At 68.1% G+C, this 26,858-nt stretch carries 22 protein-coding genes and 7 pseudogenes; 10 read left to right on the top strand and 19 right to left on the bottom strand.

Annotation, left to right across the window (positions count from 1 at the left end):
- Positions 1–42: 42 nt before the first annotated feature.
- From QSK45_RS08600 to QSK45_RS08570, 6 genes and pseudogenes are all read right to left on the bottom strand, one after another.
- On the bottom strand, positions 43–1,080 hold the full coding sequence (locus tag QSK45_RS08600; RefSeq protein ID WP_285554812.1) for a hypothetical protein: 1,038 nt from the start codon (positions 1,078–1,080) through the stop codon (positions 43–45).
- Positions 1,081–1,159: 79 nt separating this feature from the next.
- Entirely contained in the window at positions 1,160–1,624 is a 465-nt protein-coding gene (locus QSK45_RS08595; RefSeq protein WP_285554810.1) for a hypothetical protein, read from the bottom strand.
- A 605-nt stretch (positions 1,625–2,229) separates the two neighbouring features.
- Entirely contained in the window at positions 2,230–2,658 is a 429-nt protein-coding gene (locus tag QSK45_RS08590) for a hypothetical protein (RefSeq protein WP_285554808.1), read from the bottom strand.
- 939 nt (positions 2,659–3,597) lie between these two features.
- Positions 3,598–3,824 (bottom strand): annotated as a pseudogene (locus tag QSK45_RS08585) (transposase family protein); the annotation flags it as partial.
- A gap of 224 nt (positions 3,825–4,048) precedes the next feature.
- Positions 4,049–5,932, bottom strand: a complete 1,884-nt coding sequence (locus QSK45_RS08580; RefSeq protein WP_285554807.1) for a multicopper oxidase family protein — start codon at positions 5,930–5,932, stop codon at positions 4,049–4,051.
- A gap of 701 nt (positions 5,933–6,633) precedes the next feature.
- Positions 6,634–6,771 carry a hypothetical protein gene (locus QSK45_RS08570; protein WP_285554806.1) on the bottom strand — a complete coding sequence of 46 codons (138 nt, stop codon included), beginning with the start codon at positions 6,769–6,771 and terminating at the stop codon, positions 6,634–6,636.
- 8 nt (positions 6,772–6,779) lie between these two features.
- On the opposite strand from QSK45_RS08570, the gene QSK45_RS38370 reads away from it, so the two are divergent.
- Positions 6,780–6,917, top strand: a complete 138-nt coding sequence (locus QSK45_RS38370) for a helix-turn-helix domain-containing protein (protein ID WP_490993536.1) — start codon at positions 6,780–6,782, stop codon at positions 6,915–6,917.
- A pseudogene (locus QSK45_RS08565) lies at positions 6,902–7,397 on the top strand (transposase family protein). Before QSK45_RS38370 ends, QSK45_RS08565 begins: the two are co-directional and overlap by 16 nt.
- Before the next feature lie 31 nt (positions 7,398–7,428).
- Here the strand turns inward: QSK45_RS08565 and QSK45_RS08560 are convergent.
- The 4 genes from QSK45_RS08560 to QSK45_RS08545 form a co-directional block, all read right to left on the bottom strand.
- Positions 7,429–8,667 (bottom strand): IS701 family transposase, encoded by a 1,239-nt coding sequence (locus QSK45_RS08560; protein WP_285555519.1) that lies wholly within the window; start codon positions 8,665–8,667, stop codon positions 7,429–7,431.
- Positions 8,668–8,810: 143 nt separating this feature from the next.
- Positions 8,811–9,743 (bottom strand): aminoglycoside phosphotransferase family protein, encoded by a 933-nt coding sequence (locus QSK45_RS08555; RefSeq protein ID WP_285554805.1) that lies wholly within the window; start codon positions 9,741–9,743, stop codon positions 8,811–8,813.
- Positions 9,744–9,849: 106 nt separating this feature from the next.
- Positions 9,850–10,302: a hypothetical protein gene (locus tag QSK45_RS08550; protein WP_285554804.1), complete on the bottom strand. Its 453-nt coding sequence runs from the start codon at positions 10,300–10,302 to the stop codon at positions 9,850–9,852.
- Between the two features lie 1,129 nt (positions 10,303–11,431).
- Positions 11,432–11,926, bottom strand: coding sequence for a TetR/AcrR family transcriptional regulator (locus QSK45_RS08545; RefSeq protein WP_285555517.1), 495 nt, complete (start codon positions 11,924–11,926; stop codon positions 11,432–11,434).
- Between the two features lie 141 nt (positions 11,927–12,067).
- Here QSK45_RS08545 and QSK45_RS08540 point away from each other — a divergent pair, with 141 nt between their 5' ends.
- Together QSK45_RS08540 and QSK45_RS08535 are read left to right on the top strand one after the other, a co-directional pair.
- A complete protein-coding gene (locus QSK45_RS08540; RefSeq protein ID WP_285554803.1) occupies positions 12,068–13,039 on the top strand; it encodes an SDR family NAD(P)-dependent oxidoreductase in 972 nt (323 codons plus the stop codon).
- Positions 13,040–13,358: 319 nt separating this feature from the next.
- Positions 13,359–14,267, top strand: coding sequence for an ISAs1 family transposase (locus QSK45_RS08535; protein WP_285554802.1), 909 nt, complete (start codon positions 13,359–13,361; stop codon positions 14,265–14,267).
- 106 nt (positions 14,268–14,373) lie between these two features.
- Here QSK45_RS08535 and QSK45_RS08530 read toward each other — a convergent pair.
- The 5 genes and pseudogenes from QSK45_RS08530 to QSK45_RS08510 all read right to left on the bottom strand — a co-directional run.
- Positions 14,374–14,588 (bottom strand): annotated as a pseudogene (locus QSK45_RS08530) (hypothetical protein); the annotation flags it as partial.
- 62 nt (positions 14,589–14,650) lie between these two features.
- A pseudogene (locus tag QSK45_RS08525) lies at positions 14,651–15,179 on the bottom strand (IS5 family transposase); the annotation flags it as partial.
- A 44-nt stretch (positions 15,180–15,223) separates the two neighbouring features.
- Positions 15,224–16,246, bottom strand: coding sequence for an LLM class flavin-dependent oxidoreductase (locus tag QSK45_RS08520; RefSeq protein WP_285554801.1), 1,023 nt, complete (start codon positions 16,244–16,246; stop codon positions 15,224–15,226).
- Between the two features lie 186 nt (positions 16,247–16,432).
- Positions 16,433–17,431: a nuclear transport factor 2-like protein gene (locus tag QSK45_RS08515; protein WP_285554800.1), complete on the bottom strand. Its 999-nt coding sequence runs from the start codon at positions 17,429–17,431 to the stop codon at positions 16,433–16,435.
- 122 nt (positions 17,432–17,553) lie between these two features.
- The gene (locus QSK45_RS08510; RefSeq protein ID WP_285554799.1) at positions 17,554–17,958 is read right to left on the bottom strand and encodes a winged helix-turn-helix transcriptional regulator; all 405 of its coding nucleotides are present in this window, start codon (positions 17,956–17,958) and stop codon (positions 17,554–17,556) included.
- A 148-nt stretch (positions 17,959–18,106) separates the two neighbouring features.
- On the opposite strand from QSK45_RS08510, the gene QSK45_RS08505 reads away from it, so the two are divergent.
- The 3 genes and pseudogenes from QSK45_RS08505 to QSK45_RS08495 form a co-directional block, all read left to right on the top strand.
- Positions 18,107–18,991: an NADP-dependent oxidoreductase gene (locus QSK45_RS08505; protein ID WP_285554798.1), complete on the top strand. Its 885-nt coding sequence runs from the start codon at positions 18,107–18,109 to the stop codon at positions 18,989–18,991.
- Positions 18,992–19,456: 465 nt separating this feature from the next.
- Entirely contained in the window at positions 19,457–19,627 is a 171-nt protein-coding gene (locus QSK45_RS08500) for a hypothetical protein (protein WP_285555550.1), read from the top strand.
- Between the two features lie 120 nt (positions 19,628–19,747).
- Positions 19,748–20,125 (top strand): annotated as a pseudogene (locus tag QSK45_RS08495) (transposase family protein); the annotation flags it as partial.
- 45 nt (positions 20,126–20,170) lie between these two features.
- Here the strand turns inward: QSK45_RS08495 and QSK45_RS08490 are convergent.
- Positions 20,171–20,858: pseudogene (locus QSK45_RS08490) on the bottom strand (transposase); the annotation flags it as partial.
- A 305-nt stretch (positions 20,859–21,163) separates the two neighbouring features.
- Between QSK45_RS08490 and QSK45_RS08485 the strand changes: the two are divergent.
- Both QSK45_RS08485 and QSK45_RS08480 read left to right on the top strand, forming a co-directional pair.
- Entirely contained in the window at positions 21,164–22,315 is a 1,152-nt protein-coding gene (locus tag QSK45_RS08485) for a S1 family peptidase (protein ID WP_285554797.1), read from the top strand.
- 871 nt (positions 22,316–23,186) lie between these two features.
- A pseudogene (locus QSK45_RS08480) lies at positions 23,187–24,016 on the top strand (IS5 family transposase).
- Positions 24,017–24,760: 744 nt separating this feature from the next.
- Here QSK45_RS08480 and QSK45_RS08475 read toward each other — a convergent pair.
- Complete coding sequence (locus QSK45_RS08475; RefSeq protein WP_285554796.1) at positions 24,761–24,997, bottom strand: hypothetical protein; 237 nt, start codon at positions 24,995–24,997, stop codon at positions 24,761–24,763.
- A 281-nt stretch (positions 24,998–25,278) separates the two neighbouring features.
- Between QSK45_RS08475 and QSK45_RS08470 the strand changes: the two genes are divergently transcribed.
- Positions 25,279–25,617 (top strand): hypothetical protein, encoded by a 339-nt coding sequence (locus tag QSK45_RS08470; RefSeq protein ID WP_285554795.1) that lies wholly within the window; start codon positions 25,279–25,281, stop codon positions 25,615–25,617.
- 243 nt (positions 25,618–25,860) lie between these two features.
- On the opposite strand, the gene QSK45_RS08465 is transcribed toward QSK45_RS08470, so the two are convergent.
- Positions 25,861–26,049, bottom strand: coding sequence for a hypothetical protein (locus QSK45_RS08465; RefSeq protein WP_490993521.1), 189 nt, complete (start codon positions 26,047–26,049; stop codon positions 25,861–25,863).
- Positions 26,050–26,416: 367 nt separating this feature from the next.
- Complete coding sequence (locus QSK45_RS08460; RefSeq protein WP_285554794.1) at positions 26,417–26,848, bottom strand: DUF4259 domain-containing protein; 432 nt, start codon at positions 26,846–26,848, stop codon at positions 26,417–26,419.
- Positions 26,849–26,858: the final 10 nt, after the last annotated feature.

The raw sequence follows: 26,858 nt of genomic DNA, 5'->3' as shown, positions 1-26,858 counted from the left end.
GAAGTCCGGCAGGATCCTCCGCCTCATGCGACGGTGCTGTCTTCATGCCCGGCCCTGGTCTTGGCCGCGCGACAGCCGGTCGATCGTGCGGATCGTCATGTCACGGGCGGCCTCCACCCGGGCCAGTTCCGCGCCGTGCTGTCCGATCGCGGCCTTCTGGTAGGCCGACTCGACCGCGAACCAGATCCCCACGAGGTCGGTGCGCGCCTTGCAGGCGACGTCCGCCCGTGCCTGGGCGATCTCCCTGCGGGACGGGGTGGCCCCGTTCGACGAGGGAACCTCGTCCATGGGGGTGTGCATCGTGAAGCCCCGGGAGTCCATGCACGCCGACCATCGCGCGAAGACCTTCGTGACCCTGGGGTCGGACATGGACCGCTCGAAGCTGTCGGCCTTGATACGGGCGACGATCCCGTCCGGGTCGGTGCCCGGCCCCTGTGAACCGCGGGCGCCGAGCAGCCTCTCGGCCTTCCCCAGGCATCCGCCCCGCGGGACCGGCCGGCCACGGTACGAGGTGACGGGCGCACCCGACGGGTCCACCCCCGTGAGGACATCCCGGGCCGCCGCCGACGGGAACTGCGGCTTCGGCGCCTTCGCAGCGGTTCCTCCCGAGGAATCGGCGGCCGGAGTGTGGTATCCCCAGGTCCGGGCCTCCGCGGCGTCGGTGAGCCCGTATCGCCGGTAGAGCACGGTGTACTCGTCCAGTGCCTCCCGCTCCGCCGCCGAACCGGCGCGGAGGCGGGTCGCGGCCGGGTACGGCGCGGAAAGCCCCCTCATGCAGGCTCGTACGGCCGCGTCCTGCACCTCGTCGAAGCGCAGCGCCTGGCGTGGGGACAGCATGTACCGCTCCACGGGTAGATGGAGACGCTCCACCGCGACGGTGCGCGGAATCTCCCCCAGCGCGGGCGGCCCGGCCGGCCGGGGAGTCCGGGACGAGCAGGCGGTCAGGGCCGCCACCAGCAGCGCGCCGCCGACGAGCGCGACGCGTCGTACGCGCCACACGCGTCGTACGCGCCGTGGACGCCGCACGCGTCGTACGGCCGGTGCCGGTCGTGTCAGGGCAGGTGCGGAAACGTACGCCATGGCCATCGCTTTCTCGGGAGTCCGCGAACGCGGTGCCCCGTCCCTCGGCGGGGCACCGCGTGATCAGGGAACGTCGGGCTCAGTGACCGAGGCCGGGGCAGCGCGTGTGGTCCGAGACGGCGATGGACGCCTCGTTGTTGCGCAGCCAGCTCGTGAAGTTCCCGCCCTTGAACGGCGACAGCCAGTTGGAGTTCCCGCGGTAGTTCGGCGAGTACCAGATGCCCACGTTGCACCAGCTGCCGTTCTGGGCGGAGGCGGCGTGGTTGCGGACCTTCAGCCCGTGACCGGCCTTGCTGCCGGTGAACCGCTTGGTACCCAGATCGCCGATCTTCGCCGCCCGGCTCCGGTACGGAGCGTTCTTGGCGTTGGGCGAGTAGTACAGGCAGAAGTAGTACGGGGTCGCCCCGTTGCAGTCGGACCTGCTGTTCCAGCTGGAGATGTTCGCGCTGCGGGCGTCGGCGTTCCCTGCCAGGGCTCCCAGCGCCAGTGCCGCCGTGGCCATGAGCACTCCGGCACGGGTTGTCGTCCTCTTCGCGATCGTCATGTTCGTTCGCCCTCTTCCGGCGTTCGTGTACGGGACCGCAAGGTGTGCGGTGCGGCCCTCGAAGCTCCGAAGCGAGGCCCGCCAGAAGCCAGTTCAGCGGCCGGCGCATTGTTCAGCAGCCCCCGGACATCACTCTGAACAATCGGAAAAGCGCTGGCCGCGACTGCGCGGTCCTGGCACCGTCCAGCGACTCCCGCTCGACGGGCACCGTCCAGCGACTCCCGCTCGGCCGCCGGCCGGGCGCGCAGGAGGGTCGCGGCCGGATCCAGGGGCGGAAGAGCCACCGGTCCCGGGCGGTCTCACCGATCCTCGGGCGGCGTCCCGGCCCTGGCGGGGGATGTCGTGTGCCCCGGTGGCCGTCACGCGCAGGGTGTCGTAGCTGGGCACCTTCGTCCCGGGCCCGAACTCCTCGCGGACGTACTGGCGGATCACGCGGTCCTTGGTCCGCATCGACACCTTCGCCATCCGCTTCGTCTCCTCGCGGACCGCCAGGACCGCCTCCCGCACCTCCTCGGAAACCGTCCGGGTTCCGCCGCTGCGGCGCAGCCACCGGTCGTCGGCGCAGCCGACCAGCCCGAACCGGCGGCGGGCGTCTTCCCACCGGATCAGCGTGCGGTAGCCGACCGAGCCCAGCCCCAGCAGCTTCGCGTGAGCAGGGTCCAGGGCCGCGAGTTCCGCCACCTTCGCGGGCGGCGCTCGGTGAGCGTCGTGGTCGCCGGGTCGTACTCGGCTCTCGGTTCACCCGGGCCCGGGTGGAGCGGGTCACCGGAGCGGAACCCGGTCGCCACTTCCAGCAGGTGGGCCATCCGCAGCTCGGTCAGCTCCAGCCGGCCCGCGTTCAGGTCCTCGGACGCCTTGCGCTGGCGGCCCCGGTCGGCCCCCGCCGCCGACGTCCGCGACGACGGCAGGCACTGCGGATGGTTGGCCAAGAACCGGAAGGTCATCCGCTCGCGGGTGCCGTCGTCCTTGACCAACTGGACCCGGCCCAGGTGCGGTTCGCGGCGCTCGACCGTCCACTCCGTCCCGTCCAGCACCAGCCCGGCGCCGGGGAAAGGTCCAGCACCGCCGCCGCGGTCACCGGCCCGCATCCCCGGCGGGCATCACGAGTGAGCGGTCCTGGAGCGGGCCGGCCAGGTCGACGCCCAGCTGCCGGGACCACAGCAGGTGCAGCAGCCGGGCCCTGGGCGACCGGCTCGCAGCCCGTCGCCGCCGCGAGCCCGCCGAACCTCCGCCCGCCTCCGGCCTCGGCGAGCAGCACCGGCCGAAGTCCCAGCGGATCGGACCTCAGCCGGCGCCGCGACGCCATCGCGTCCAGCCTTGCGAAGGCGTGCTCGCGCCAGCGGGCGGCCACCGACTAGCGCCAGCCGCAGGCGACGGCGGCCTCGGCGCGGCCGGCGTCCCACGGCGCGCCAACGAGGCCTGGCCACTCCGGGCTCCGCCCGGCGGCGGCCCTGTCCGGGCCGTACCGCCAGGAGCAGGAGCAGCAGCGCTGGCACCCGGGTTACCGGCCCCTGCGGCCGCCGCTGCGATCCCGGCCTGGACGACCAGGTCGTGGTCGCCGCCATCTCCACCCACTTCCTGGAGGTCGGCTACAGCTTCTACACCGCCCGGGTGGTCCCTGCCCGACCTCCCCGCCCGCCGCCGACCTCCGACCCCCGTGCCCGGCCCCCGGCCGATCCCGGCGAGCCAGCCGCGTACCGGCCCCCGGGCCAGGACGCGGGGGAGTGGGAGAGCCCCCGCAGTGGTGCGCACTGGATGGGGTGTGCACCACCGCACCGGTGCGGTGCGGTGGTGCGGTCAGCGGCGCAGCTGAACTTCTCTGTGATGTCCGTGGAGGAGGAGATCATCGGGTGCCGGGTGCCGGGTGCCGGGTGCCGGGTGCCGGGTGCCGGGTGCCGGGTGCCGGGTGCCCTCCGCGGCCGGGCGCGGCCGGCGCTCGGCAGGTGGCCATGCGCGACAGACGACGGGGAGGGAGCGCAGCTGATTGACGTCATGCGGTTCGGACTGCATCGGGCGGCGGAAGATCCGCCAGGAGTTCAAGCGGGCGACGCCGCGTTCGACCGGTGCCCGTGCCGCGGCCAGGGCCCGGTTGACGGTCTTCTCGGTGGGGGGTGAGTTCCTGCACGGGCCTGCGTTTGATGCCGGTGGTCAGCCAGGGGCCGCCGCCCTGGTAGGCGAGATCGGTCAGAGTCGGTCGCCCTCACGGGTGACGAGGAGCATGGTGACCCACTCCACGAGCGCATGTGGCAGGTCGAGTGCGGCAGGATAGATGACCAACGAGGCCCTTGAGCAGCCCGGTACTCGGCAGGCGCTACGTCGCCGTCGAACTGATGGGGAGACAGTCCGGGCAGGGTCGGGGTCATGGGGCCGGTGCCGGTCCGAGCCTCGTGGGCACGGACCGGCACACGCGGGTCAATCGATCCGTCAGTGGCCGTGGCCGCCGTCATGTTGCCCGTGGCCGACGATCGTCCACGGGCGCATCAGGTCGTCGTCCTCGTGTTCGAGAATGTGGCAGTGGTGGATGTACGTCGCCGGGAGTTCGGCACCGCTCCCCGGAATGGACGCGATCGTAGCCGTCGGCGGGGTGAATTCCTGGATGATGATTCTGGTCACCGTCTCCGGATAGGATTTGAACGTGTCCTTGCTGGACCGTGCTTCGTCCGGGTCCGGCGGTACCGGTGGGCCGGTGAAATAGTTCTCCAGCACCGGCAGGTCCTTCGGTTTGCGGCCACCGTCAATCCACTTGTCGTAATCGGCCTGGTAAGCGGCCGCGTCGATCGGCTGCCTGTCCAGCACCTGGAAGTTGACAAGGTGGACGTGCATCGGGTGGGCGTCGTGGTTGGGATTGATGTACTCCCAGATCTCGGTCGAGCCCTCCTCGATGAAGTCCTGGGACGGCGCCTCGAACGGCACCGCGTTGAACGTCATGGTCCTGAACAGCTTGTGCTGGTACACGACCCATTGCCGCCGACGGGTGTGCGGTTTCGGTTTGACCGGTGCGACTGTCGGCAGCCTGAGTTCCTTGGGCGGCCTCGACCTGTCCCCGCCTCCGGACAGTGGTTTAGTGACCCGGAACTCCATGATTTCCCGGATTTCCGGCCCCTCGCCCGGCATGCCGGGGTAGTGGACCGGCGCATGGTAGTTCACCAGTCTGACCTTCGTGCCCATGCGCACCTGACTGAAGTCGATGATCAGATCGTACCGCTCTGCCGGCGAGATCAGGAAGTTCAGCATCTGCAACGGGGCGCGGAAACCGCCGTCGGTGCCGATCAGCCAGAACGGCAGTTGGGCCTCAGGCACTGCGTCCCTGGGCTGAGTCTCGAACCTCAGCCGCCAAAAGCGCTCGTTCGAGGCGTTGAGAAGGCGCAGCCGGTAGCGTCGCCGCTCGACCTCCAGGAAGGGGTACGCCTTCCCGTTGACGACCGGGGTGTCCTCGCCTTCCTGCAGGGTCATGGTGTAGGCGAGCGAACCGTCCGGGTGGAAGGTCCGGTCCTGCAGGATGAGGGGGACCTCGAATTCGCCTCGCGGTAGCCCGAGCCGCTCGTCGGCGGGGTCACCGATGCGCCAGAGACCGGCCAGGCCGGCGTAGACGTTGAGGCTGGTCATCCCCATGCCGTGATCGTGGTACCAGAGCATGCACGAACGGTCGTGGTTGGTGTAGGCGTAGATCGCTTCGTTGGGTTTGACCCGGCCCGGCTCCAAGGTGGTGTAGGACTCGGCGTGGATACCGTCCGGACTGAAGGACTGCAGCGGCATGCCGTCGGACTGCGGCGCCGTGAAACCGCCGTGCTGGTGTACGACGTTCCACACGTTGACATTCGGGGGAAACGGCACCATGGACTTGTAGGGGGGCGGAGGGGTCGGGGTCAGCTCGTCGCACCCGCTGCGAATGGCGTCGATCACGAACTGGAACAGGTGGGTGGTCGGCAGCTCGTTGCGGTATTTGACGACCGTCGGGTGGTCCGTGGTCACGCTGACGGTCGGCCCGAGATAGCCCATGCCGATCGGTTTCTGCGGATCGTGTGGGTTGTTGGCCCAGTAACCCCACACGGTTGCCGTCCCGAGATCCCGGTGGAAGCGCCACGAGCCCTGCCGCATCGTGATCTCGTAGTAGTCGGCGCCCGGATAGACGGAAGGATCCGAGACGGCCGTCAACGGCCTGGGGAGCGGGTCGACATACTTCTCCAGCGGAGGGGTGTGCGTAATCGGGCCGCCCGGACACGCTGCCGTGTGAGCAGTCGCCGCATACGCCCGCGCTCCCAGAACGCCCTGTGGAAGCATGGCCGCACTTCCCATGGCACCGGCCATGAGAAATCTCCTTCGCTCGAACATTGTCTCCTACCTTCCGTCGCCTCACGTAACATTCATAGGGATACAGAGCCGGTTCGGAAGGTTGCCGAAGCACGCCGGTCCGGCCCGGGAAAGCCACTCATTGAGGCGATCTCGGCAGTAATTCGGCAGGCCTCGGATTTAGAGTCGAACTATTACTACCATTCCGAATACATATAAACCACGTCACCGGTTGCGGCACTCCTGCTGCCCGCCTTCTGCGCGACAACCGGTCCGGGGCCCCCGCAAGATCACCTCCTGGATCATGCGCGCCCCGAGACGCTCATCGAGAGCCAGGACGAGCGGCTGCTTCAGGTCCGGCTCGCCTGCCCGGACATTCCCGGGCCTGCGATCTCGCTCGGGCGTTCGCCGATCTGGTCCGCCACCAGCGTGGATATACCTGCTGTTGGAGTGGATCCGTCGGGCCGAGCAGGACGCACCGAAGCCGATGAAGGGCTTCGCCGGCTTCCTCCGCCAGGACCTCGACGCCGTGACCGCCGGGCTCACCCTGCCGTGGAGCTATGGCGTGGTCGAAGGCCATGTGAACCGGGCAAAACCCTCAAGAGGGCAATGCATGGCCGGGCTTCGTTCGAGCTCCTGCGGACCCGCATCCTCATCCAGTCATGAGCATCACGGAACTCCAGAGAGAGTCAATTCCGGTCATCCCCACCAATAGCGGGTCAAATTGCTCCTGAAAGACCGCCTGCCTCAGCGATGGCCCTGAGGTCTTTCGTCCAGGGCGAGCCGACCATCAGGTCATTGAACGCGACCATGCCGAAGAACAGGAAGAAGAAGGCGACGTAGGGCGAGACCTCCATCCGTCGCCCTGGTCTACCTGCGCCGGCACGACCCGCTGACGCAGATCGCCGCCGGGTTCGGCATATCCGTCGGCACCGCCCACGCCTACGTCACTGCCGTCGTCGACCACCTCGCCCGGCGGGCCCCGGCCTGCTGCGAGTCCTGAGGGAGACCGATCCCGAGCACGTCCTGCTCGACGGCACGCTCGCCGAGTGCGACCGGGGCGGCGACAGCCGGGCCGACTTCTCGCACAAGCACCGCCGACACGGCGTGAACGTGCAGGTCGTCACCGATCCCGCGGGCGAGCTGCTGTGGATCTCGCCCGCACTACCCGGACGCACCCACGACCTGACCGCAGCCTGCACCCACCGAATCATCCGGATCTACGAACGCCAGAGCGTTCCCGTTCTCGCCGACCGCGCCTACATCGGGGCCGGTCCCTGGGTGACCACGCCGATCAGGCGACTCCCGCCAGAGCCTCAACCCGACCCAGCGGACGATCAACCGAGCGCTGTCGGCGGCACGGGCGCCAGTCGAACGAAGCGTCGCGAGTCTGAAGTCCTGGCGAATCTTCCGCAGAGCCCGCTGCGGCCCCAACCGCATGACGGTCAGAGTCCGCGACAAGATCACCAGATCAGTAGGCTGAAGTCTAGTACTCCAGCTGTAGATCGCGATCTTCATGTCCCGGATGCGGCTTGTCGCCGGTAGTGGCTGGTGAGGGATCGCTGCTGATGGAGCCGTCGCCAGTGCGACCAGCCGAGCCGGTGGGCCAGGTCGTGGCGAGGCTGGACGGTGACCGTGATGAACAGGCGCTGGATCTCGTTGCAGGACAGTGGGACCAGGCCGTCTGGGGCGGGGCTGCGGGCGTGTTCGTCGGCACGGACTACCGTGAGGAAGGCGTGGGCCAGCATCGGGAGGGTGACCCAGCGGGTCCAAGAGCGGTAGCGGCGGACCTGGTGCTCGTCGAGTCCCGCCAGCCCTTTCTCGGCCTGGAAGGTTTCTTCCACACGCCACCTTGAACCAGCGGTCTTGACCAGCACAGTCAGCGGGGCTGGACCGGTGGAGTGGCAGCGGTAATAAGCGAGTTCGCCGGTGGTCCGGCTGCGGCGGATCAGGAGCTGGTGGCTGCCGGGCGTCGGCTCGACGAGGTCGACGACGGCCCAGTCGTAGAACCGGTGTCCCTTCGCACCGCGTCCCGCGGAGAGCTTCTGCCAGGCCCGCTTCGGCACCTTCTTCACCAGGACATCGGCAAGGAACCTCCCTGTACTTGTGGCCATTTCGGCCGAGCAGGCCACGGCGAGGACATAGCCGATGCCGCGCTCCTCCAATGCCGCGCGCAGTCTCGGGTTGCCGCCATAGACCTCGTCACCCGTGACCCAGCCGACACAGTGTCCGGCATCCCAGAACCGTTCGATCATCCTGAGGGCCAGGTCCGGCTTGGTCGCGAAGACGGTGTCCTCGGCGAGCCCTGCCGCCCGGCAGCGATCCGGATCGCTCGTCCAGGAACGCGGAATGTACAACTCCCGGTCCACCGCCGCGTGTCCCCGGGCGCCGGCATAGACGAGGTAGACCGCGACCTGGGCGTTCTCGATCCGTCCGGCTGTGCCGGTGTACTGGCGCTGGACCCCGACGGTGTGGACGCCCTTCTTCACGTCGCCGGTCTCGTCGACGACGAGCACCGCGGCTTCGTCGTGGAGGTGCTCGACGACGTATTCGCGCACGTCGTCGCGGACGGCCTCGGCATCCCAGGCGGCCCGGCACAACAGATGCTGCATACCGTGCGGGCTGGCCTCCCCGACCCACTCGGCGATCGTCCAGCAGTTTTTGCGGGGCAGGTTCGACAGCAGGCCCAGCACCAGCCGCCCGGCTCGTAGGCGGGGTTCGTATCGGGCGAACCGGCCCGCGATGCGGCCCATGGCCGCCGCGAACGCCTCCCGCCAACGGGCCGGATCCATGCCGTGACCTGCGGCCACCATCTCATCGTCAGTCCAGACAGCTCACGATGATCAACGGTGGCCGCACTCGTCCACCCACCGGACCCGGCCGGCACCATCACGCTCTACGAGCGTTCGGTGAGCAACTCCGCCAGGCGGTCGGCGAATTCGGTGAGCCAGTCCAGCTGTGGTCCACTGCGGGCGATACGAAAGCCGTGGCGGCGGCCCCAGAACGCAGCCTGGACGGCATGGAACTGGGCCCACCGCTGAACGCGTTCACGGTCGACTTCCGCGGCCTCAGCGAAGACGTCCAAGACGCGGTGGACAGCTTTGTGCAGGTCATCCGCTTCGAGGAGCTTCAGTGCGCGGGACTTCAGCAGTGTGCCGCCGTCGTAGGCGGGATCCCCCGCGTACCCCTTGGGGTCGACAGCCAGCCACGGCTCTCGGGTGGCACGCAGGATGTTCCGGGCATGGAGGTCGCCATGGATGAGGGTGTCCGGCTGGTCCCGGCCCAGCTCCCGAACGGTCGCCACGGCGGCATCCAGCACCTGACGCGACAGTGCATGAGGCAGCTCCTCGGCGTCCTTGCACAGCTGCTCCTCCCAGGCATCGGCCTGCTCACGCAGCCGGGGCAGGCCGCGCGGTGCGGGGATGGCCAGACGGCGATTGAGCCGCCCGGCGACCGTCACCACCTCGTCGCCGTCCTCGACCTCCGCTAGAGTCGACGGCTGAACCCGCTCCAGCAGCATCGCGAAGCGCTCGTCGTCGCGCTCATGCAGCAGGACGGCGCCGCACCCACCCCACGCAACGAACGCATCTGGCTCATGGACGTTGCCAGGATGCGGAAACGACACCTTCAACACGGCGCTCTCCTCAGCCTGCCGCCGTACCGGAACGATGACGCCAACGCCCCCGTGCATGACCTCGCCATCAGGCACGTACCCCCAGCGCCCCAGCAACTCCTCCACGATCCCGGGCAACTCGGCGAGCCATGCCGCCCCGGCCTCACCTTCGCGGTCGACGGTGCTCTGTGCGAACTCCTCTGGCATCGCGATCATCCCGGCACCTTACGCGCCAGCCCGTCGCAGCCACCAAGCCCCAGCCGGCCGCTGCCGACGCCCGGCAGACCGCGTACTACGAAGATCGCGATCTACAGCTGGAGTACTAGAACGCTGCGGAGGCGCACAACGAGAGCCCGCCAGCGCTGTTGATCCTGCAGCTGTAGATCTTCACATCGCGAACGTCTTCGAAGGTCCAGCTGCGCGACGCCTGGGTGCCGGCCCCGGTGGTCACCTTGATCGGATCGGCAGTCGTGTAGACCCACGAGCTGCCGTTCCACTTGTAATATGTCAGGTGCAGTACCGCGCCGTAACCATCGGAGCAGGTGTCGCGTTCCGTTACGTCGAAACCACCTGCGTATGCCTGGTAGCCACCTTTGACGCCGCCATTCGCGTAGTAGGTGTAGCTACCCCACCCCTTGGTCGTTATGGTGCAGCTCCCATCGGCCGGTCCGTTGGCATTGAAATTCAACGTGACGGCGCTGGCTGTCGCGGACAATGCCATAACTGCTGCCGCGGTTGCAGATGCCACCAGGGACGCTCTCTTGATGAGCTTCATGAGCGAGTGAATCCCTCCGTTGTCGAGCGATCGTCGAGCGGTAGAGCAAATCCCCATTCGTGCCGCTCCTCAGCGGTACCCTGCTTTCGCGATCCTGTCATGAGGTGGCGTTGAGGCGAAGAGCGTCAACACGTCGACCGGACTACGTGCGGCGATGCGCATCCCATCCGGTGCAGGTAGCCCGTTACTCGTCGTTATAGGTGCATGACGGGTTCGTTGAGATCTTTTTCCCGAGCACCTCGGCCCATATGCAGATCTCACTGCCTCGGCCTCCGAGGGCGTTGGGGTAAGTGCTGTCCTCGTAGAAGTCTTTGTTGCAGCCGCTTTCCTTGAGGCCGCCTAAGGCTCGGGGTGGTGACGTGCGCAGTCGGATCAGCCTGACAGGGCAATGGCGGATGCAACGGCAGCTGAGGCTGTGGCCATTCGCCGCATGAACAGTCCTCCCCGTTGTTGGTGACTGTCCATGACAAGCTATGGCGGTGCGTCCGCAGGGGACACCAGGGAATCGGCCATTCCGTGCCAGCGGTTGGGACTATACGCTTCGCTGGCTTCGGAACTTGAAAGGGTGATGTCGGGCTGGACGGCTGCACTTGGTTCCTGCTGAGATCTGAGTCAGATGTGGGCTCTGATCTGCTTCACCGGGTGCCCGAGTGTGTCGCCGATAGTGGCCAGTTCCTCATCGCCGAACCAGTCACGTTCGGGGTTCCAGACGGCGATCTCGAAGTGGGCGAAGCCTCACGGGCAGTCGTAGTCCAACACGTCCAACGACGTGGCGGCGCCGCAGCAGGGCACTTCCACGGCCAAGGTGGCGAAGCCATCCTCACAGTGGCTTTCCAGCAGGTCGGCGTACCACTCGGTGTCGATCGAGGCACCGCAGTGCGGGCAGCCGATCCGTTCGAGGTTGTCGCCGCAGTCGATGGGGGTGAGGATGTCGTGCCAGGTGACATCGCATCTTCCCTGTTGGGTAGACGTGTTGAAGGAGGCCGAACAGGGGTGGAAGCCTGCCGGGTTGGCGCACGTTCCGGGCGCCAGAGGATCGTCCGGTGGCGGGGGATCGGTGCCAGATCTGGCCGGGCGGGCGGGCCTGGCTGTTCGGCCGGGCTCTCTCCCGCGGCTTCGGTGAACGTCTTCAGCGCACCAGGAGATTGATGGCGACCTCCAGTCGTTCGAGGTAGAAGTCCCGCGATGCGGCCTGGTGCTTGAGGCCGGTCGATGCGCTGATCATCGTCTGGGCGACTTGGCGGGCCGCCGCTTGTCCTGCCTCGACGGCGATCGCGTTTGTGATCAGTTGCTCGAAACGTTGCGGCGTGGTCTCGACGATCTCCCCCAGGAGGCCGGGGTTGTCCTCGATGACCACCGCCACATCCCGTGTCAGCGGGCCGATGTAGCGGCCCGCCCACTGGTCGAACGCATCGAGGAGGCGCTCCGCAAGGGGTCGGCCGGTGTCGGCCAGGACGTGTTCGACCGCTGCGAGGTCGCGCTCCAATGCCTGGGTGACGGCGGCGCGGAACAGGCTCTCCTTCGAGGAGAAGAGGAAGTACAGCCCGGGCCGGGAGATGTCCGCCGCCCGCGCCACCTCCTCCATCGAGGTCTTCCGGTAACCGAATCGCGCGAACGTGACCATGGCGGAGTCCAGAACCATGGTCCGACGGTCGGTGTCGGCGACCGTCGACGGCGGGGGGCTGGGGGTGGGCCTGTTCATGGACCGAGCATACGAGCGAGAGTCGTACTATACAAACCAAGACTAGTGCGTATAGTCACCGCCATGACTACTCGCGAACCCATCTCCACGCCCTTCACCGCCTCCAGCACCGCGGACGAGGTACTGCGGGGTGTCGACCTCACCGGGGTCCGCGCGATCGTGACGGGAGCTTCCTCCGGAATCGGGATCGAGACGGCTCGCGCGTTGACCGCTGCCGGGGCCGAGGTGACGCTCGCTGTCCGGAACACGACGGCGGGGGACGCCGTCGCTGAGACGATCGAGAAGTCGACCGGGGGAATACGACCCCGAGCCCTCCGGCTGGACCTTGCCGACAGGACCACCGTCACGCGATTCGTTGACGCGTGGGACGGCCCGCTGCACCTGCTGATCAACAACGCGGGCGTGGTCACCGGTGGCCTCGAACGCACACGTGAAGGCTGGGAGCTGCAATTCGCGACGAACCATCTTGGCCACGTCGCCCTCGCCATCGGCCTTCATGACGCCTTGGCCCTGGGAGCGGCCGACCGCGACGGAGCACGGATCGTCTCGGTCAGTTCGACGGCGCACATGCGTGCCGGCATCGACTTCGACGACCTCCACTTCGAGCGTCGCAGCTACGATCCGCAGATTGCCTACGCCCAGTCGAAGACAGCGAACTCACTCTTCGCCGTCGAGGCAAGTCGCCTCTGGGCATCCGACGGCATCATCGCCAATGCGGTGAACCCCGGCGGTGTCGCGACGGGACTGCAGCGGAACTTCACAACGCAACAGAAGGAGTCGCTCGACGCGGCCGAAGCCGCAGGAGTCTTCACGTACAAAACGGTCGAGCAGGGCGCTGCCACCAGCATCGTCGCAGCCGTCGCCCCGGAGTTCGCGCACTCCGGAGGCCACTACCTCGACGATGCACAAGAGGCCTACACCGTGACGAACGACGCCGACCTCGCGCAGCACCCGCACGGTGTCAAGGAATGGGCGCTCGATCCCGCCACCGCCAAGCGCCTCTGGACGGTCTCGACCGACCTGCTCCGCGTCTGACCTCTCGACGCCACAGCAAGCGGTACCGCCGCCTTCTTGGTTGGTCACCGCATCGGCCCACAAGGCCGGTAACACATGGCCTGCGAAGATGGCCACGTCCGATGCGCAGAGCCAAAACCCGGCCGGTTCCTCTCCGAGAGCCCGGTGCGGGCCCCGCCTTCGGCGCGACCGAGACGCTGGCCAGCGCGGCTCAACACGCTGAGTATGACGGAGAAGTACGCGCAGGCGTGGACCGTTAACCCAGTTCTGCAACGAGAGACGCGACCCCTGATGATCAAGGTTGTCGAAGCCTTTGATCATGAACAGAGGTCGCGTTCGCGTGTCATCCTCCCTGATCGGTGTCCTGCAGCACCACTGCGCGGACACCGACTCCGCATACCCGGAACCGGAACCGTCACAGCTCGCCTGCCTGGCGGACGTGTTGGGCCGGCTACCCGATCCGCGCCGGACCCGGGGCCGCCGCTACCCCCTGGGCTCCCTGCTCGCACTGTGCCTGGTCGCCGTCCTCGGCGGAGCCACGTCCCTGGCCGCCATCGCCCGCTTCGCCGCCGACACCGACTCCGAGCTGCGCGAACAACTCGGACTGACCTCCAGCACACCCAACGCCTCCACGCTGGGACGACTCCTCGCCCGCCTGGACGGCGACGCCTTGGACGACGCCGTAGGTGCCTGGCTCGCCCGCTACGTCGACGACCCGGTCGTCGGACCCGGCGACACCCTGGTCGGTCTGGCCGTCGACGGCAAGACCAGGCGCGGATCCCGCACCGACGGCCAAGCCGTCCACCTGCTCGCCGCCGCGCTCCACGCCTGCCAGACCGTGATCGCCCAGCGCCAGGTCGCCGCGAAGAGCAATGAAATCCCCGCGCTCGCCCCGCTGCTGGACCGGATCGACTTGCGCGGCGTTGTCGTCACCGCCGATGCGATGCACACCCAGCGCGCCCACGCCGAGCACGTCATCGCCGCCAGTGGCCACTACCTCTTGGTGGTCAAGGGGAACCAGAAGAAGCTGCGCAAGCAGCTGCGGGGCCTGCCCTGGCATCAGATTCCGCTGCAGGCCCGCACCACCGGGGCCAGACACGGCCGCCGCGAGGTCCGCCGTTTGAAGGTCTGCACCGTCCGGCCAGGTCTGTTCTTCCCGCACGCGGTCCAGGCCATGGAGATCAAGCGCCGCCGCACCCACCGCAAGATGCAACGTGGACTGGGAAGCATTCGTCGATGCAGCGGATGACGACGGCGTCTTCCGAGGCTTCCGAATCCCGCGCGACGGGTGTTCGCCGATACGCCGGGCCCGGCCGAGACGCCGGTGGCCCGAGCCTACAGCGGCGCGACAAGGCGTTGCAGGAGGTGTCGCGGCGGACGATCTCGTAGCCGCCTTCGTCCAGACGGCCACTGAGGCGAGCCAGACGGGGTCGTCCTCGTCGGGCTGGACGACCATGAAGGTGTTGTCGGAGTCGTTGAGGTCGCTGAGCACCATGAAAAGCGCGTCTTCAGAGGGGTCGTCGATGCGGTTGCCGTTCTCGCTGTCGGCACCGTAGAACTGAGCCCCCATCCCCTCGCCTGTTCACCCTGGTCGCGGTCAGCATGGCAGGTGAGGCCGACAGCTCAGGCCGGTCACCACGATTCGCCGATCGCGGCGATCAGGACGGTGACTTCGAAGCGGACGGCGAGTCTATCGAACCGGGTGGCGACCGCCCGATTGCGCTTGAGCCGGTTGATCCCGCATTCGACCGCGTGCCGGGCCTTGCAGTCCTCGCGGTCGACTCGCCGGAGGCCACCCGCCGGCCTCTCCGCGCCGTTTGCGGTTGGCGGCCTGGTCGGCGGGCCCCGGGATCAGGCACTGATACCGCGCCGACGCAGCCAGGTGCGGATAGCTCTGGAGCTGTAACCCTTGTCGCCCAGGACGTGCGAGGGCCGCACGCGGGGCCGTCCCGGGCCGGTGCGGGGCACCCGGATCGCCCCCATCGCTGCGGTGAACTGGGTGCAGTTATTGGTGTTGGCGCCCGTGACGATGAAGGCGAGCGGGCGGCCGACACCGTCGCAGACCAGGTGAATCTTGCTGGTCAGTCTGCCTCGGGAGCGCCCGAAGTCCGGGCTACGAGGCCCCTTTTCGAGCCCCGGCGGCATGCTGGTGGGCGCGGTGCGCGAAGCCGTGGAAAAGCGGAGGAGCGATGATGACTCCGGCCCTCACGGCCCAGGCTCCGTCTCCGCCGTCCCGGCAGTGCGGGTCTCGGCCTTGATGGCGGGGAGCACTTCGGTGAGGAAGAGTTCAAGACTGCTGTCGGCGAGGTCCGTGGGCAGGCCGGGATCGAACTGGGCGACGAATCGGTCGATGGCGAGCACCTCGCGGTGGGTCATGATGCCCTCGACGACCTGCTGCGGGCTCCCCACAAGCAGGCCCTTGGCAATCCACTGATCGTAGACGTGACGCGGCATGCCGCCGGGGAAACTGGGATGGGAGGAGAAGTAGCGGGAGTAGTGCGGGAAGAACTGCTCCCGGGCGCCCTGCGAGGTGCGCGCGACGAACATATGCCCTCCGGTGGCCAGCCGCAGCGACGCGGGATCGTGGCCGGCCTCCTCACCCGCGCGCCGGTATAGGTCGGCCAGACGCGCGCCGTCGCGCGGCCCGGTGAACAGCGCCAGGAACATCGGCTGTCCGAGCGTTCCAGCACGCAGGGCGCTCTGCTGTGTGCCTCCCACTCCGATCCAGACTGGCAGCCTCTCCTGAGCGGGCCGGGGTCCGATCCACACGTCGTTCAAGGGTGCCCGGAACCTGCCTTCCCACGGCTTGTCGGGGTCGTCGCGCAGCTGGAGCAGGAGGCGGACCTTCTCATCGAACAAGGCCTCGTAGTCCCGCAGGTCGTACCCGAACAGGCGATACGATTCGGGGAACACCCCACGCCCGACCGTGATCTCGGCCCGGCCGTGGGCGATCTGGTCGAGGGTGCCGAACTGCTCCATCAACCGCACCGGATCTGCCGTCGAGAGGACGACGACGGCCGTCGAAAGCCGGATGCGCCGGGTCGTCGCCGCGATGGCCGCAAGCACCACCTCCGGTGCCGAGACCGCGTAGTCGGGCCGGTGATGCTCCCCCAGTGCGAAGACGTCGAGCCCCGCCTCGTCCGCAGCCCGTGCCTGGCGCACGAGCGTGTCCAGGCGTCGTCCGGCCGCCTCGGGCATGCGGTCGAGGAGGAGGTCGCCGAGTTCCACGAAAGTTCCTTTCCCCTGTGGTCCTGCCTGGCGGCCATGCACGGCTCTCGGACGGGCTCTTCAGCGGTCCGCTGTCATCCTTGGCCAAGGCCGAGCGGTGCCGCCCGAAGGAGGCGGCACCGCAACCGGAACGGGACGCCCCGCTGGTACCTTCCCGCGTGGGCTGGCTTCACCGGGGGCCCTTGTTCACTGCGGGATGCTCGCCGCCTGTGCCCGGCCGATCGCGTCGACCGGCCACAGGGAGCTGTCCCAAACCGTTGTCAGACGTGTGATCAGTCCCGCGGCGTCGAGGGAGAGCGCGGTGATGCCGCGGGGTGCCGCGGAGGAGGCGTTGACCCACTCGTATCCACCGCCACTACGGCTGCCGACCACGTGGCGCACCGCCGCGCCCCGGCCATAGGGCAGCAGGCCGAGCGCCGAGGTCAGAAACGCCTCCAGCGCGATGCGCCCTGTGACGCTCAGGTGCAGGGCCTGATCCTCGAGCACCGCGTCGGGGTGGAACAGTGAGGTTGCCTGTGCGACATCACCGGTGCCGAGCGCGTGACTCAGCTTCCGGACGGTCAACCGCAGCGTCGGCGACGCCGTCTCCCCGACCACCGCCTCCTTGAAGTCGGTCGGGAACCGGTCGGCCGGTGTGCGCTCCTGTTCGATGCCTGCGATGGTGAAGGCACGCCCGTCCCAGTAATCGATCCATCGCGTGATCTTGCCGTTCCGGAAATTCACGGCTCCCAGGGGGCGAATCTCGTGGCCGAACAGTTCCGGGGTGTCGGTGAAGCAGACCAGGGCGCTGTTCGCGTCACCGAGGATACGGGTGGGGTAGGACGCGGAGGTCCCAGGCCAGGTCGGCATCAGCTTGGCGAACAGGTCGTACAGCGACTGCCAGTCGTACCAGGCCCATCCCAGAGTGGCGTCGATGTAGGTCATGGCCCGCGCGAAGTGGGCCATGGTCGCGTCGACGTCCCTCGCCGTCTTCGCCTCGAAGTAGGACGCGAACAGGCGCACCACTTCCGGCGTCGCGTGGGTGACGTCGACCTCGCGGCCCAGGATGCGGGCGGTTCGCTGGGGACGGGAGGCTGGCGCGGCGTGGGCGGCACCGGCTGAAAGCCCGAGGGTCGCCGCGGCACCCAGGCCCGCGGTCAGCACGGTTCTGCGACGGTGGGAAGCATCATGTGCCGACTGGTCCATGAATCCTCCTGGTGTGGTGAGTGAGTGATTGAGGACATGACATCAGTGACTCATCGAGTCATTCGAGCTATGCGGTCATGCCTCGTACTGTTGCCAAGTGAAACTCGACACATGTCGCGACACTATATGTCGTTCTGCGTGTCATAGCGCTCCCGCGCTGCGAGCACTTCGTCGAAGTGCGTCTCCGCCCAGGTCTTCACCGCGGTCAGCAGCAGCGCAAGGTTCTCACCGAGCGGGGTGAGGGCGTAGTCGACCCGGACGGGCACCGAGGGAGTGACTGTGCGAGTGAGGATGCCGTCACGCTCCAGGGAACGCAACGCCTGGGTGAGCATCTTCGGACTCACTCCGGCGAGGGTGCGGGCCAGGTCGCTGTATCGGAGCGTGCCGGGCGCCAACGCGGCGACGACCAGGCTGACCCACTTGTCACTGAGCCTGCCGAGCAGCTGGTTGGTGGGGCATCCACAGCGGAACGCATCGTAGGCGAGGGTTGGATGCTCACCGTGCGGCGCCTCGACCGAGGTCGTCATGACTCTCCTCCTGGACACATATGCACTTACAGGTAACTACTTCCGCATGGATAGTAACGCCATTACATTGGTTGAAGGCTCTTGATTGAGTGAATGAACAGCTCACACAGTGAGTGTCAGCTATGGTCACTAGACAGGAAGAGTTGTCATGCGTGCAGCAGTCGTGCGGGCTTTCGGAGGACCGGAGGTCGTGGAGGTACTCGACGCGGAGATGCCTGAGCCGGCCGCCGGACAGGTACGGATCAAGGTCACGGCGGCAGCGCTGAACCCGATCGACGCGGCCATACGCTCCGGCGCCTTCGGGGGCGATGACCAGCTCGGCCTCGGCTGGGACGTCGCGGGGACGGTCGAAGCGACGGGTGACGACGCTGGCGTATGGAACACCGGAGACCAGGTGGTGGCCCTCGACTACAGCATGGCCAAGCCGCTCGGCACGCACGCCGAGTACGTCGTCGTCGACGCTGAATCCGTGGCGAAGGCGCCCACGACGGTGGACGCGGTGGCGGCCGCCACCCTGCCGCTGAACGCGCTGACCGCTGCACAAGCCCTGGACGTGCTGGAGCTGTCATCGGGACAGTCCCTCCTCGTGACGGGGGCGGCGGGCGCTCTCGGCGGGTTCGCCGTGCAACTCGCCACACACCGCGGGATCGCGGTGACGGGGCTGGCCCGGAAGAGTGACGAGGGGCTCGTGAGGTCGCTGGGCGCCACCGGCTTCACCACCGACGGCGCAGGGGCATACGACGCGGTCCTCGACGCGGCGGTCCTCGGCGAGGCGGCTCTCGCCTGGGTCCGCGACACAGGCGCCTACGTCGGCGTGATCCCGGGGGCCGAGCCCGCCTCCGTGCGCGAGGTGCGCACCGCGGCCGTACTGGTGCGTCCGGACGGGGCGCGGCTGGCGGAAATGGCCCGACTGGTCGACGAGGGCGTACTCACCCTCCGCGTGGCCGAGACTTTCGCCTTGGACGACGCCGCCAAAGCCCACGCCCGGCTCGCGGAGGGCGGGCTGCGCGGACGGCTGGTCCTGGTGCCCTGACGAAAGCACATGGCGCTGCCGGACGCGTCAGGAGCGGCACGGGTAGCGGCTTTCGTCAGGCGGCGCGCGACTTCGCGGTGAGCGAGCCCGACCCGCGGACTTCGGCGGGTGCCACGAGTTCTCGACAAAACGCGCAATGTCCGCCTCCTGCTGCCCGGATCTGGCCGCAGCCTGGTACTGGTCACCAGCCGCTGGCCCCTGTCGGGACTGGAGGCCGTGGACCTCCTCACGGTCTCGGAGATGGCAGCCGAGGCCCGTCGAACTCCTGCGCCGGATCCTCGGCGGGAACGGGGGAACGCCGAGGCAGGAGGTGGTGGCACAGGTGGCCGTGCTGTGCAGGGGGCTGCCGTTGACGTTGCGGGTGGCGGGGAACCGGCTGGCGGTCCGCCCCGGGCTGGAGCGTGGCCCACCAGGAACACCGGCTGCGCGTACTCGTCGCGGGCGACGTGCGCGTGGTACCGGCAAGTGACCGCACAGACTGCCCGGATGCTCCGCTTCCTCGGCCTCGTCACCGGACCCGAGCTGGCCGCGGCCCACGTAGCCACCCTCGCCGGCACCACCGTCTTCGAAGCCGAAGAAGCGCTGGAGGAACTCGTCGAAGCCGGACTCCTCCGGAGATCCTTCACCAGCCGCTAGTTGTTCTGTCCGGGGAGGTTGTGGACGGGTGAGCCAGGTCTCGGCTGAGGGATCTTGAACAGGTGAGGGCCTTCCGGTTCGGTGTGGATTGCGACGTCTACACCAACCAGAAAGGCCCTCGTGGTCCACCGTAATGCACCCCTGACCGAGACCGGTCGCCAGGCCGGGATGGGCGACCGCTCCAGCCGCCCGCACCGCCAGCCCCGACGAACCCCGGCTGCCGTCGAGGCCCGGGTGCTGCACCTGCGGCGTGAGCGCCGCATCGGCCCACTGCGGCTGGCCGCCCGGTGCGGCATCGCCGCCTCCACCGCCCACCGCATCCTCGTCCGACACCACCTGCCCGTACTGGGCACGCTGGACCGGGCGACCGGCGAGCCGATCCGCCGCTACGAACGCGGCCGGCCCGGCGAACTGGTCCACGTCGACATCAAGAAGCTCGGCAACATCCCCGACGGCGGCGGGCACAAGGCCCACGGCAGGGCCCAGGGCGGCCGCAACAGCTCCGCGCACCGTGACCCCGCACGGCCCCGCAACGGTTCTGGCGGACGAGTACGCCTTATCGCCCGCGACTGCGTCGGGCCGGGTGCGGGGCCGGCCGACCGGGCCGGGTACGCGGATCTTGTTCAGGACGGGGATGAACTGCGGACTGTCCCCGGCTTGCCCCGCAGTGATCTTGAGCGAGAGGGGCCGGCATTGCGGCACACGGGACAGGTGCGTCTTGGTGGTCAACCCGCCGCGGGAACGTCCCAGGTCAGCAGCGGCGAGTCGGGCCCTGCGGCGACGCCTCACGCGTCGTCGTTCTTCCCGCTCCTGGTCCAGTTGCCCGTCTTGTTCCTGGCAGGCGCCCCATTTTCCGCGGCGGCCTTCTCCAGCGCGTCCAGGATCTCGGGCTCCACGATCATCCCCGTAGCATCATGATGGGCCAGGACCGTGGTCGAGTCCACGCTGACCAGCGACAAGTCCACCAGGCCCCGCTTCGCCGCCTCGGCGATCGCACCCTGGAACACCGCGGTGAACACCCCGACATCCCGCCACTGCCGAAACCGGCCGTTAACGGTGGACCAGTGGCCGAATCGTTCGGGCAACTCCCGCCATTTCGCACCGTTCCTGAACCGCCACACGACACCTCAAAGTGCGCCCGCAGGTTCTCCGGGTACGGCCCGAACTCACCGACCGGCAGGAACGGGGAGATGAACTCCGACTCGGCATCAGAAAGTTGAGGTCGAGACACCCCACCGTTTTACTCCAAGGCCCCCGGCCCTCCCGGGCCGGGCCCACGAGATCACAACTCCACACAGGCCCAGGCGCTGTTGGCTGGTTGTGTTCGCCAAACCGATCTCGGCCCGCGGAGCCTTCGACGGCCACCCACGGGTGCAACCGGCGTTCCCCCGGCTGGAAAGAACCTTCGCGACCGCCCGTGAACTTGGCATGGACCTGACCTTGATTTCCCGCTATGCTCTGCCACGCTGCCTGAGAGCGCTCTCACTATCTGCTGTTCCACCCCCACCCTGTTGGAACAACGAAGGGGCCACTCCCTTGAGACGCACAACAGCCCTGCGCACAGCCCTGCCTGCATTCCTCCTGCTGGGCACCTGGGCGACCGCGAGCACCCAGCCGGCCACCGCCGCCGGCTCCCCCTCACCCTCCACCGAGGTACCCGCCTCCGCCTCGCTCCTATCTGCGATGCAGCATGACTTCGGCCTCACCAAGAGCCAGGCCGAGGCCCGTCTGGCCGCAGAGAAGACGGCGACGGCCGTCGAACGGAAGGCGAAGCGCGCCGCCGGGTCCTCCTACGGCGGCTCCTGGTTCGACGCCGACAGTGGCAAGCTGACCGTGGCCGTCACCCGTGGCGCGGACACCGACGCCGTACGCGCGACCGGTGCGACCGTACGCCTTGTGAAGCACAGCGCGCGGCAGCTCGACGCGGCGAAGGCCCGCATCGACGCTCTGTCCGCGCCCACCGGCGTCAGCAACTGGTACGTCGACACCAAGGCGAACAAGGTTGTCGTGGACGTCGTCACCGCGCACCGGGATGACAACGATGTCCGGACGTTCCTGGCGCGGGCGCGCAAGGCCGGCCCGGTCACCGTGCAGCAGACCACGAAGACACCGCGGACCCTCGCGGCCGGTACCGTCGGCGGCGACCCGTACTACACCGGCAACGTCCGCTGTTCCATCGGCTTCTCGGTGTACGGCGGCTTCGTCTCCGCCGGGCACTGCGACCAGCACACCGGCGCGGTGTACGGCTGGGACAACTCGTACATCGGCAGCTTCCAGGGCTCGTCGTTCCCGGACAACGACTACTCGTGGGTGAACGTCGGCAGCGGCTGGTGGACCGTGCCGGTCGTGCTCGGCTGGGGCACGGTGTCCGACCAGCTTGTGCGCGGCTCCGCCGAGGCGCCCGTCGGCGCGTCCATCTGCCGCTCCGGCTCCACCTCGCACTGGCACTGCGGCACCGTCCTCGCCAAGAACGAGACGGTCAACTACAGCCAGGGCGCCGTCCATGAGATGACGAAGACGAACGTCTGCGCCGAGCCCGGTGACTCGGGCGGCTCCTTCATCAGCGGCGACCAGGCGCAGGGCGTCACCTCCGGCGGCTGGGGCGACTGCGCCTCCGGCGGCGAGACCTGGTACCAGCCCATCAACGAGATCCTGAACCGCTACGGGCTGACGCTGCACACCGCGTGACACAGCGCCACTTCGGCCGAACGGGCTTCACCGGGCAAGGGTCGGCGAAGCCCGTTCGGCACGAGCGCACTGTCGCCGCGTCTATCAGGGCTCCATCTCCGGGCAGCAACCATCTGGATCAGCAGCCTCCTGAAACCCAATTGATCACAACCGAAGACAGGCCCTAGTCGCCCGTCGGCGTCCCGCCCGGTGCCGGCCGGGTGAGGAGATCCTGCTCCAGACGGGCGAGGTCGCTCTGCGCCTGGCGGCACAGCACTAGGGCCCGTTGCGGTCGCCGACGGCAAGCTGCTGAAGCTTCTTCAGCCGCAGGACGTCGGACGGCTCCAGTTCCGGCCGGGGCTTCAGACCGCGCTCGGTCAGGTCCGCGGCGGCTTCCGCCTTGCGTCAGCACCGGCGGACCGCCTCGTCACCGTGCTCGCGCTCGTGCTGTCCTGCTCGCCTTCGGCACCCCACGCGCGCCGACCGGGAGCCCGAACTGCTGCGAGCCCTGGACCGCGCCGCCCGCCTCGCCCCGCTGTAGACCCGTTGGGTCCGACAGCTCCAACAGGCTCCGCCCGCCTTGCGGGCGAGGCCTTCTCCTGTCCGTCGCGAGACCGGAGTGCAGTGCGCTGACCTGCAGAAAGGAACATCGTGGCACCTATGAGACCGCTCAACGCCCAGGCGCACGAAGCGAGTTCCACGAGGAACCGGCGTGGCGCGGTGGCTTGGCGCGGCAGAATTAGCAGTTCGTTCACGTCTTTGAGTGCGTGTTTCTGAACCCCAGATCTGAGAGGGCGGTATGTAGGTGCATAGGTGATTTGCCGTCACCTGAATGTGTGGCAGCACGGTATCCCGGGCGGTCGGCGAGCTCGGGCGTGCTGGGCTGAGCGCCGTGAGCGAGCGCAAGCCCTACAAGACCGACCTGTCCGACGAGCAGTGGGCGCTTGTCGAGCCGGTGATCGCGGCATGGAAGGCCGCACACCGCTCGGTCAGCGGTCACCAGGGCCGGTACGAAATGCGGGAGATCGTCAACGCGCTCCTCTACCAGGGTCGCACCGGCTGTCAGTGGGACCTGTTTCCGCACGACCTGCCGCCGCGCGGTGCGGTGATGTACTACTTCACCAAGTGGCGCGATGACGGCACCGACCAGACCATCCACGACCTGCTGCGCTGGCACGTGCGGGAGAAGGCGCGGCGGAAGGCGGACCCGAGTCTGGTGGTGCTCGACACCCAGAGCGTGCACGCGGCGGCTGGGGTGCCTGCACAGTCGACGGGGTGTGATGCGGCAAAAAAGTACCGGGCCGCAAGCGCGGCCTGGCCGTTGACGTGCTGGGCCTGGTGATCGCGGTAGTGGTGCTCGCCGCGTCGGTGCACGACAACGCCGCCGGCATCGCGCTGCTGGACAAGGTCGCCGCCGACACCGAAACCGTTCAGAAGGCCCTGGTCGACCAGGGCTTCAAGAGCGCCGTCGTCGCGCACGGGGAGAAGGTGGGCATCGAGGTGGAGATCATCGAGCGCAACCCGGCGCAGACCGGGTTCGTGCCGATCCCCAAGCGGTGGATCGTGGAGCGCGCCTACGGGATCTTGATGCTGCACCGCAGGCTGGTGCGCGATTACGAGCACCTGCCGCGCAGTTCGGAGTCGCGGGTGTACTGGGCGATGACCGCGGTGATACTGCGCCGGCTGACCGGGGCCACCGCTGCGGCCTGGCGCAGCACATGACCGGCGGGGAACTGACCCTCGGGGCGGTCCTGGCACGTCTGGAGGAGCAGGAACAGGAGCTCGCCGTGCAGGCCGAGACGACGAGGGAGCAGATCGCGCAGCTGACTGCACGGCTGGACGAACTCGGCCGGGCCGTCGAGGAGGTCCGGATCACCCGCAAGACACTGCTGGCGCTGCCCGATCCGCAGCCGACCTGCCGCTACGAGCGCGGCAGGTGTGCGAGGCGATGGACCTGGAGATCGCGCCCAACAACATCAACAACACCCGCCTGAAGCTCAAGCGGCTCGCCGAGCGCGGGATCCTGGTCGAGACCGAGCAGGGCTTGTTCACCCAGCCGCGGCCGTAACCGCCAGGCGACGTCACGGCCGGTCCGCACACTCCTCCCGAAAGTGTGAAACGGACATCAAGTTACGTACCGCCCTCTGAGTAGCTTGGCTCCCTACGCTGGCGCGGCCCACCCGTAACGGCGCGGCACCGCCCGGCACATCATCGAGCAGCGATGCGCTACATGGCACGACTCCCGGGCCGACCGCGTCATCGCACCGCCGTGCCCAGTGCCGCGCCTCTCGCAGACAGAGGCCTCTGCGCCTGCCGCAGTCACGCTCACAGGGCTCCCCCCGGCCGTACACAAGTTCGCTTCTGAGTGACTCACCGCGAACTGCCAGTAGACTCCCGCTGCAGTGGTTCAGGCTGCCGGCACTGATGCCTGGACGGGATTCAAGCAGCGACTCGCGGCCCGCGTCGTCAGGCCGGGGCCGCCGGCGACTTCTTCGGGCGCAGGGTGTCGAGCAGCCGCGGCGACAGGGCGGGCGGCAGGAGCCACAGGCCGACGGTGCCGATGATCGTGACCATCACGGTCAGGAGCACGGCGACGACGTCCTGGTGCGCGGAGTCGAAGAAGCCGGCCATCAGGGAACTGCGGCAGGTACCGCTGGGCAGAGCCTTGTCCGACCAGTAACTCCCGCCCGTACCCGACGACATCGCCACCCCCACCATTCGGCCGTATCCGCACGATCACCGATGGTGAAGCAGCATGCAATGATCAGACAAGACAGCCGCCGGACAAGCCCAGGGCCCTCCCCGTCTTCTGCTGATGCCTGCCAGGGGTCAATCTCCCGCTACGGCGGTTGGCCGGGCGCAAGTGCCGTACACGGCCCCGCTATCGCATTCCCGAGTCGCTCAACCGCGGACAGCTCATCCAATAGGGCGACGTTCAGGGCAAGGCCCGCCTCCGCCAGGCGAGGATCTCTACCGTGACGAGCGTGGGCAAGCACTCTTCCTACCGAGTACCGACCGGCTGGCCTTTTCTGATGCGCGAGATGCACAACAAACTTCCGGGCATCGATGACCGCATCGCGGTGCTGCCCGACCCCGCTGACCCCACTGAGTACGAAGACATCGCGGACGCGCTGTGGGATCTGTTCCTCGTTGTCAAGAATCTCGCTCCGTCCCCGAACGCGACCGGCTGCCAACGACACCCCGGGGGACCTGTCGACACCGAGGCCCCTGCTGGATGGGGCCGCTGTCTGCTGTGTAACCACAACCGACGCATCAGCCATCCCGAAGCGAAAAAAGCGATGGAGTCCGCCACCAGCCACTGAGCGGTACCCGACCCGCCCTACGACCACACGGGCTCATGACTACCCGTCGTGCCCTCAACGAGACGGTAGTGGAGCTGGACTACCGCTCCTCGGACCAGGAATTCCAGAAAACGGCCGACCTGGTCCACGCTGCCTTCATCATCACCCGCGAACTGTCCCGGCCCCGCGTATCAGGATGCCAGCGCCACCCCGGCGCACCTCTGGATCCCGCCGCACACGGCGGCCCCCGCTGCGTTCTGTGCGTCACCCGGGAACACCGCGAAAGCCGACCAGCGGCGCGAACTCGTCAATCACCCTGACCCGTGACCGGCCGTTCGGCGACCGCCGCGGCGGCGAGGCAGGGATGGCGACCTCGGTCAGGCTCATCGCTCCGGACTGCACCAGGCCACGAAAACGCCGTAGTTCCAGCCAGCGCTGCGGATCCAGGACCACGACCACCCCATCTCTGCGACCTCGACCAACTGGCAGCAGAGTGCCGAACCCCGAACCTCAACACATCAGGAAACCTGCACGTTCATCCGTACGCGGCCCTGCACGTTCACGTGTACGCCGACACGCGCCGCTCCTGCCCACACGCTCCTGGGCCTGGGCGGCTGCCCGGCTAATTGTCCCGGAGGGAAGGATGGCCATGATGTGGGAGCGGAGGGGGAACAGCCGTATGCACCGGGCACGGGTGAAGAAGACCAAGCGTGATGTCTTTCGGCACCACATCGGGCCACCCCATCAGTTCAGCAGCGATCTGATGGCTTTGTTCACGAGTTACGGTTCTGGCTCATCTTCTGTGCTGAGTGACGCTCCGTTACGGCTGGACATCGAAGAGCGCAATGGAAGGGGGTGGCGGGGCAAGCACTGCGCGAAGGCGCGTCAGTATGGCTCGCCACTGCTTCCAGTCCTCCGGGTCGACCCAGTTTGAGGCCGGCCCATCCTCGTCGCCGACGATGCGGGCGAGGGCTTCGTCGGCGAGTGCCCGAAGATCGGAAGGGAACACGGGCATCGGTGTTTCCGGGCCGTAGGACATGTCGACGGGTTCGCCTCCCGGGCATTGCGCCGCGATCAAAGCGGCGGCGGCCACTGCCTCTTCCGCTTCCGTGAGATAGCCGGTTGCGTCGATCGTCCGGATGAGGACGCCTCGGATCAGGGCTTCACGCGCCTCGGGCTCGGCGTCGTCGAGCGCGTTGGCGAAGTCTGCGGCTGTGTCGTTGTCGAAGGGACCGGTATCCCAGGTGCCCATGCTGATCTCC

The organism is Streptomyces hygroscopicus subsp. hygroscopicus (assembly GCF_030269125.1).
Classification (GTDB): Bacteria; Actinomycetota; Actinomycetes; order Streptomycetales; family Streptomycetaceae; genus Streptomyces; species Streptomyces hygroscopicus_C.
The sequence above is the reverse complement of the archived record's forward strand: the minus strand, read 5'-3'. Positions and strand labels throughout refer to the sequence as shown.

Bases quoted from the DNA above. Each gene is read 5' to 3' on its own strand.
- QSK45_RS08545 (WP_285555517.1), bottom strand. From the start codon at position 11,926: ATGGTCACGTTCGCGCGATTCGGTTACCGGAAGACCTCGATGGAGGAG.
- QSK45_RS08600 (WP_285554812.1), bottom strand. From the start codon at position 1,080: ATGGCGTACGTTTCCGCACCTGCCCTGACACGACCGGCACCGGCCGTA.
- QSK45_RS08505 (WP_285554798.1), top strand. From the start codon at position 18,107: ATGCGTGCAGCAGTCGTGCGGGCTTTCGGAGGACCGGAGGTCGTGGAG.
- QSK45_RS08475 (WP_285554796.1), bottom strand. From the start codon at position 24,997: ATGTCGTCGGGTACGGGCGGGAGTTACTGGTCGGACAAGGCTCTGCCC.
- QSK45_RS08555 (WP_285554805.1), bottom strand. From the start codon at position 9,743: ATGATCGCGATGCCAGAGGAGTTCGCACAGAGCACCGTCGACCGCGAA.
- QSK45_RS08510 (WP_285554799.1), bottom strand. From the start codon at position 17,958: ATGACGACCTCGGTCGAGGCGCCGCACGGTGAGCATCCAACCCTCGCC.
- QSK45_RS08560 (WP_285555519.1), bottom strand. From the start codon at position 8,667: ATGGGCCGCATCGCGGGCCGGTTCGCCCGATACGAACCCCGCCTACGA.
- QSK45_RS08540 (WP_285554803.1), top strand. From the start codon at position 12,068: ATGACTACTCGCGAACCCATCTCCACGCCCTTCACCGCCTCCAGCACC.
- QSK45_RS08550 (WP_285554804.1), bottom strand. From the start codon at position 10,302: ATGAAGCTCATCAAGAGAGCGTCCCTGGTGGCATCTGCAACCGCGGCA.
- QSK45_RS08580 (WP_285554807.1), bottom strand. From the start codon at position 5,932: ATGGCCGGTGCCATGGGAAGTGCGGCCATGCTTCCACAGGGCGTTCTG.
- QSK45_RS08460 (WP_285554794.1), bottom strand. From the start codon at position 26,848: ATGGGCACCTGGGATACCGGTCCCTTCGACAACGACACAGCCGCAGAC.
- QSK45_RS08570 (WP_285554806.1), bottom strand. From the start codon at position 6,771: ATGGAGGTCTCGCCCTACGTCGCCTTCTTCTTCCTGTTCTTCGGCATG.
- QSK45_RS08515 (WP_285554800.1), bottom strand. From the start codon at position 17,431: ATGGACCAGTCGGCACATGATGCTTCCCACCGTCGCAGAACCGTGCTG.
- QSK45_RS08595 (WP_285554810.1), bottom strand. From the start codon at position 1,624: ATGACGATCGCGAAGAGGACGACAACCCGTGCCGGAGTGCTCATGGCC.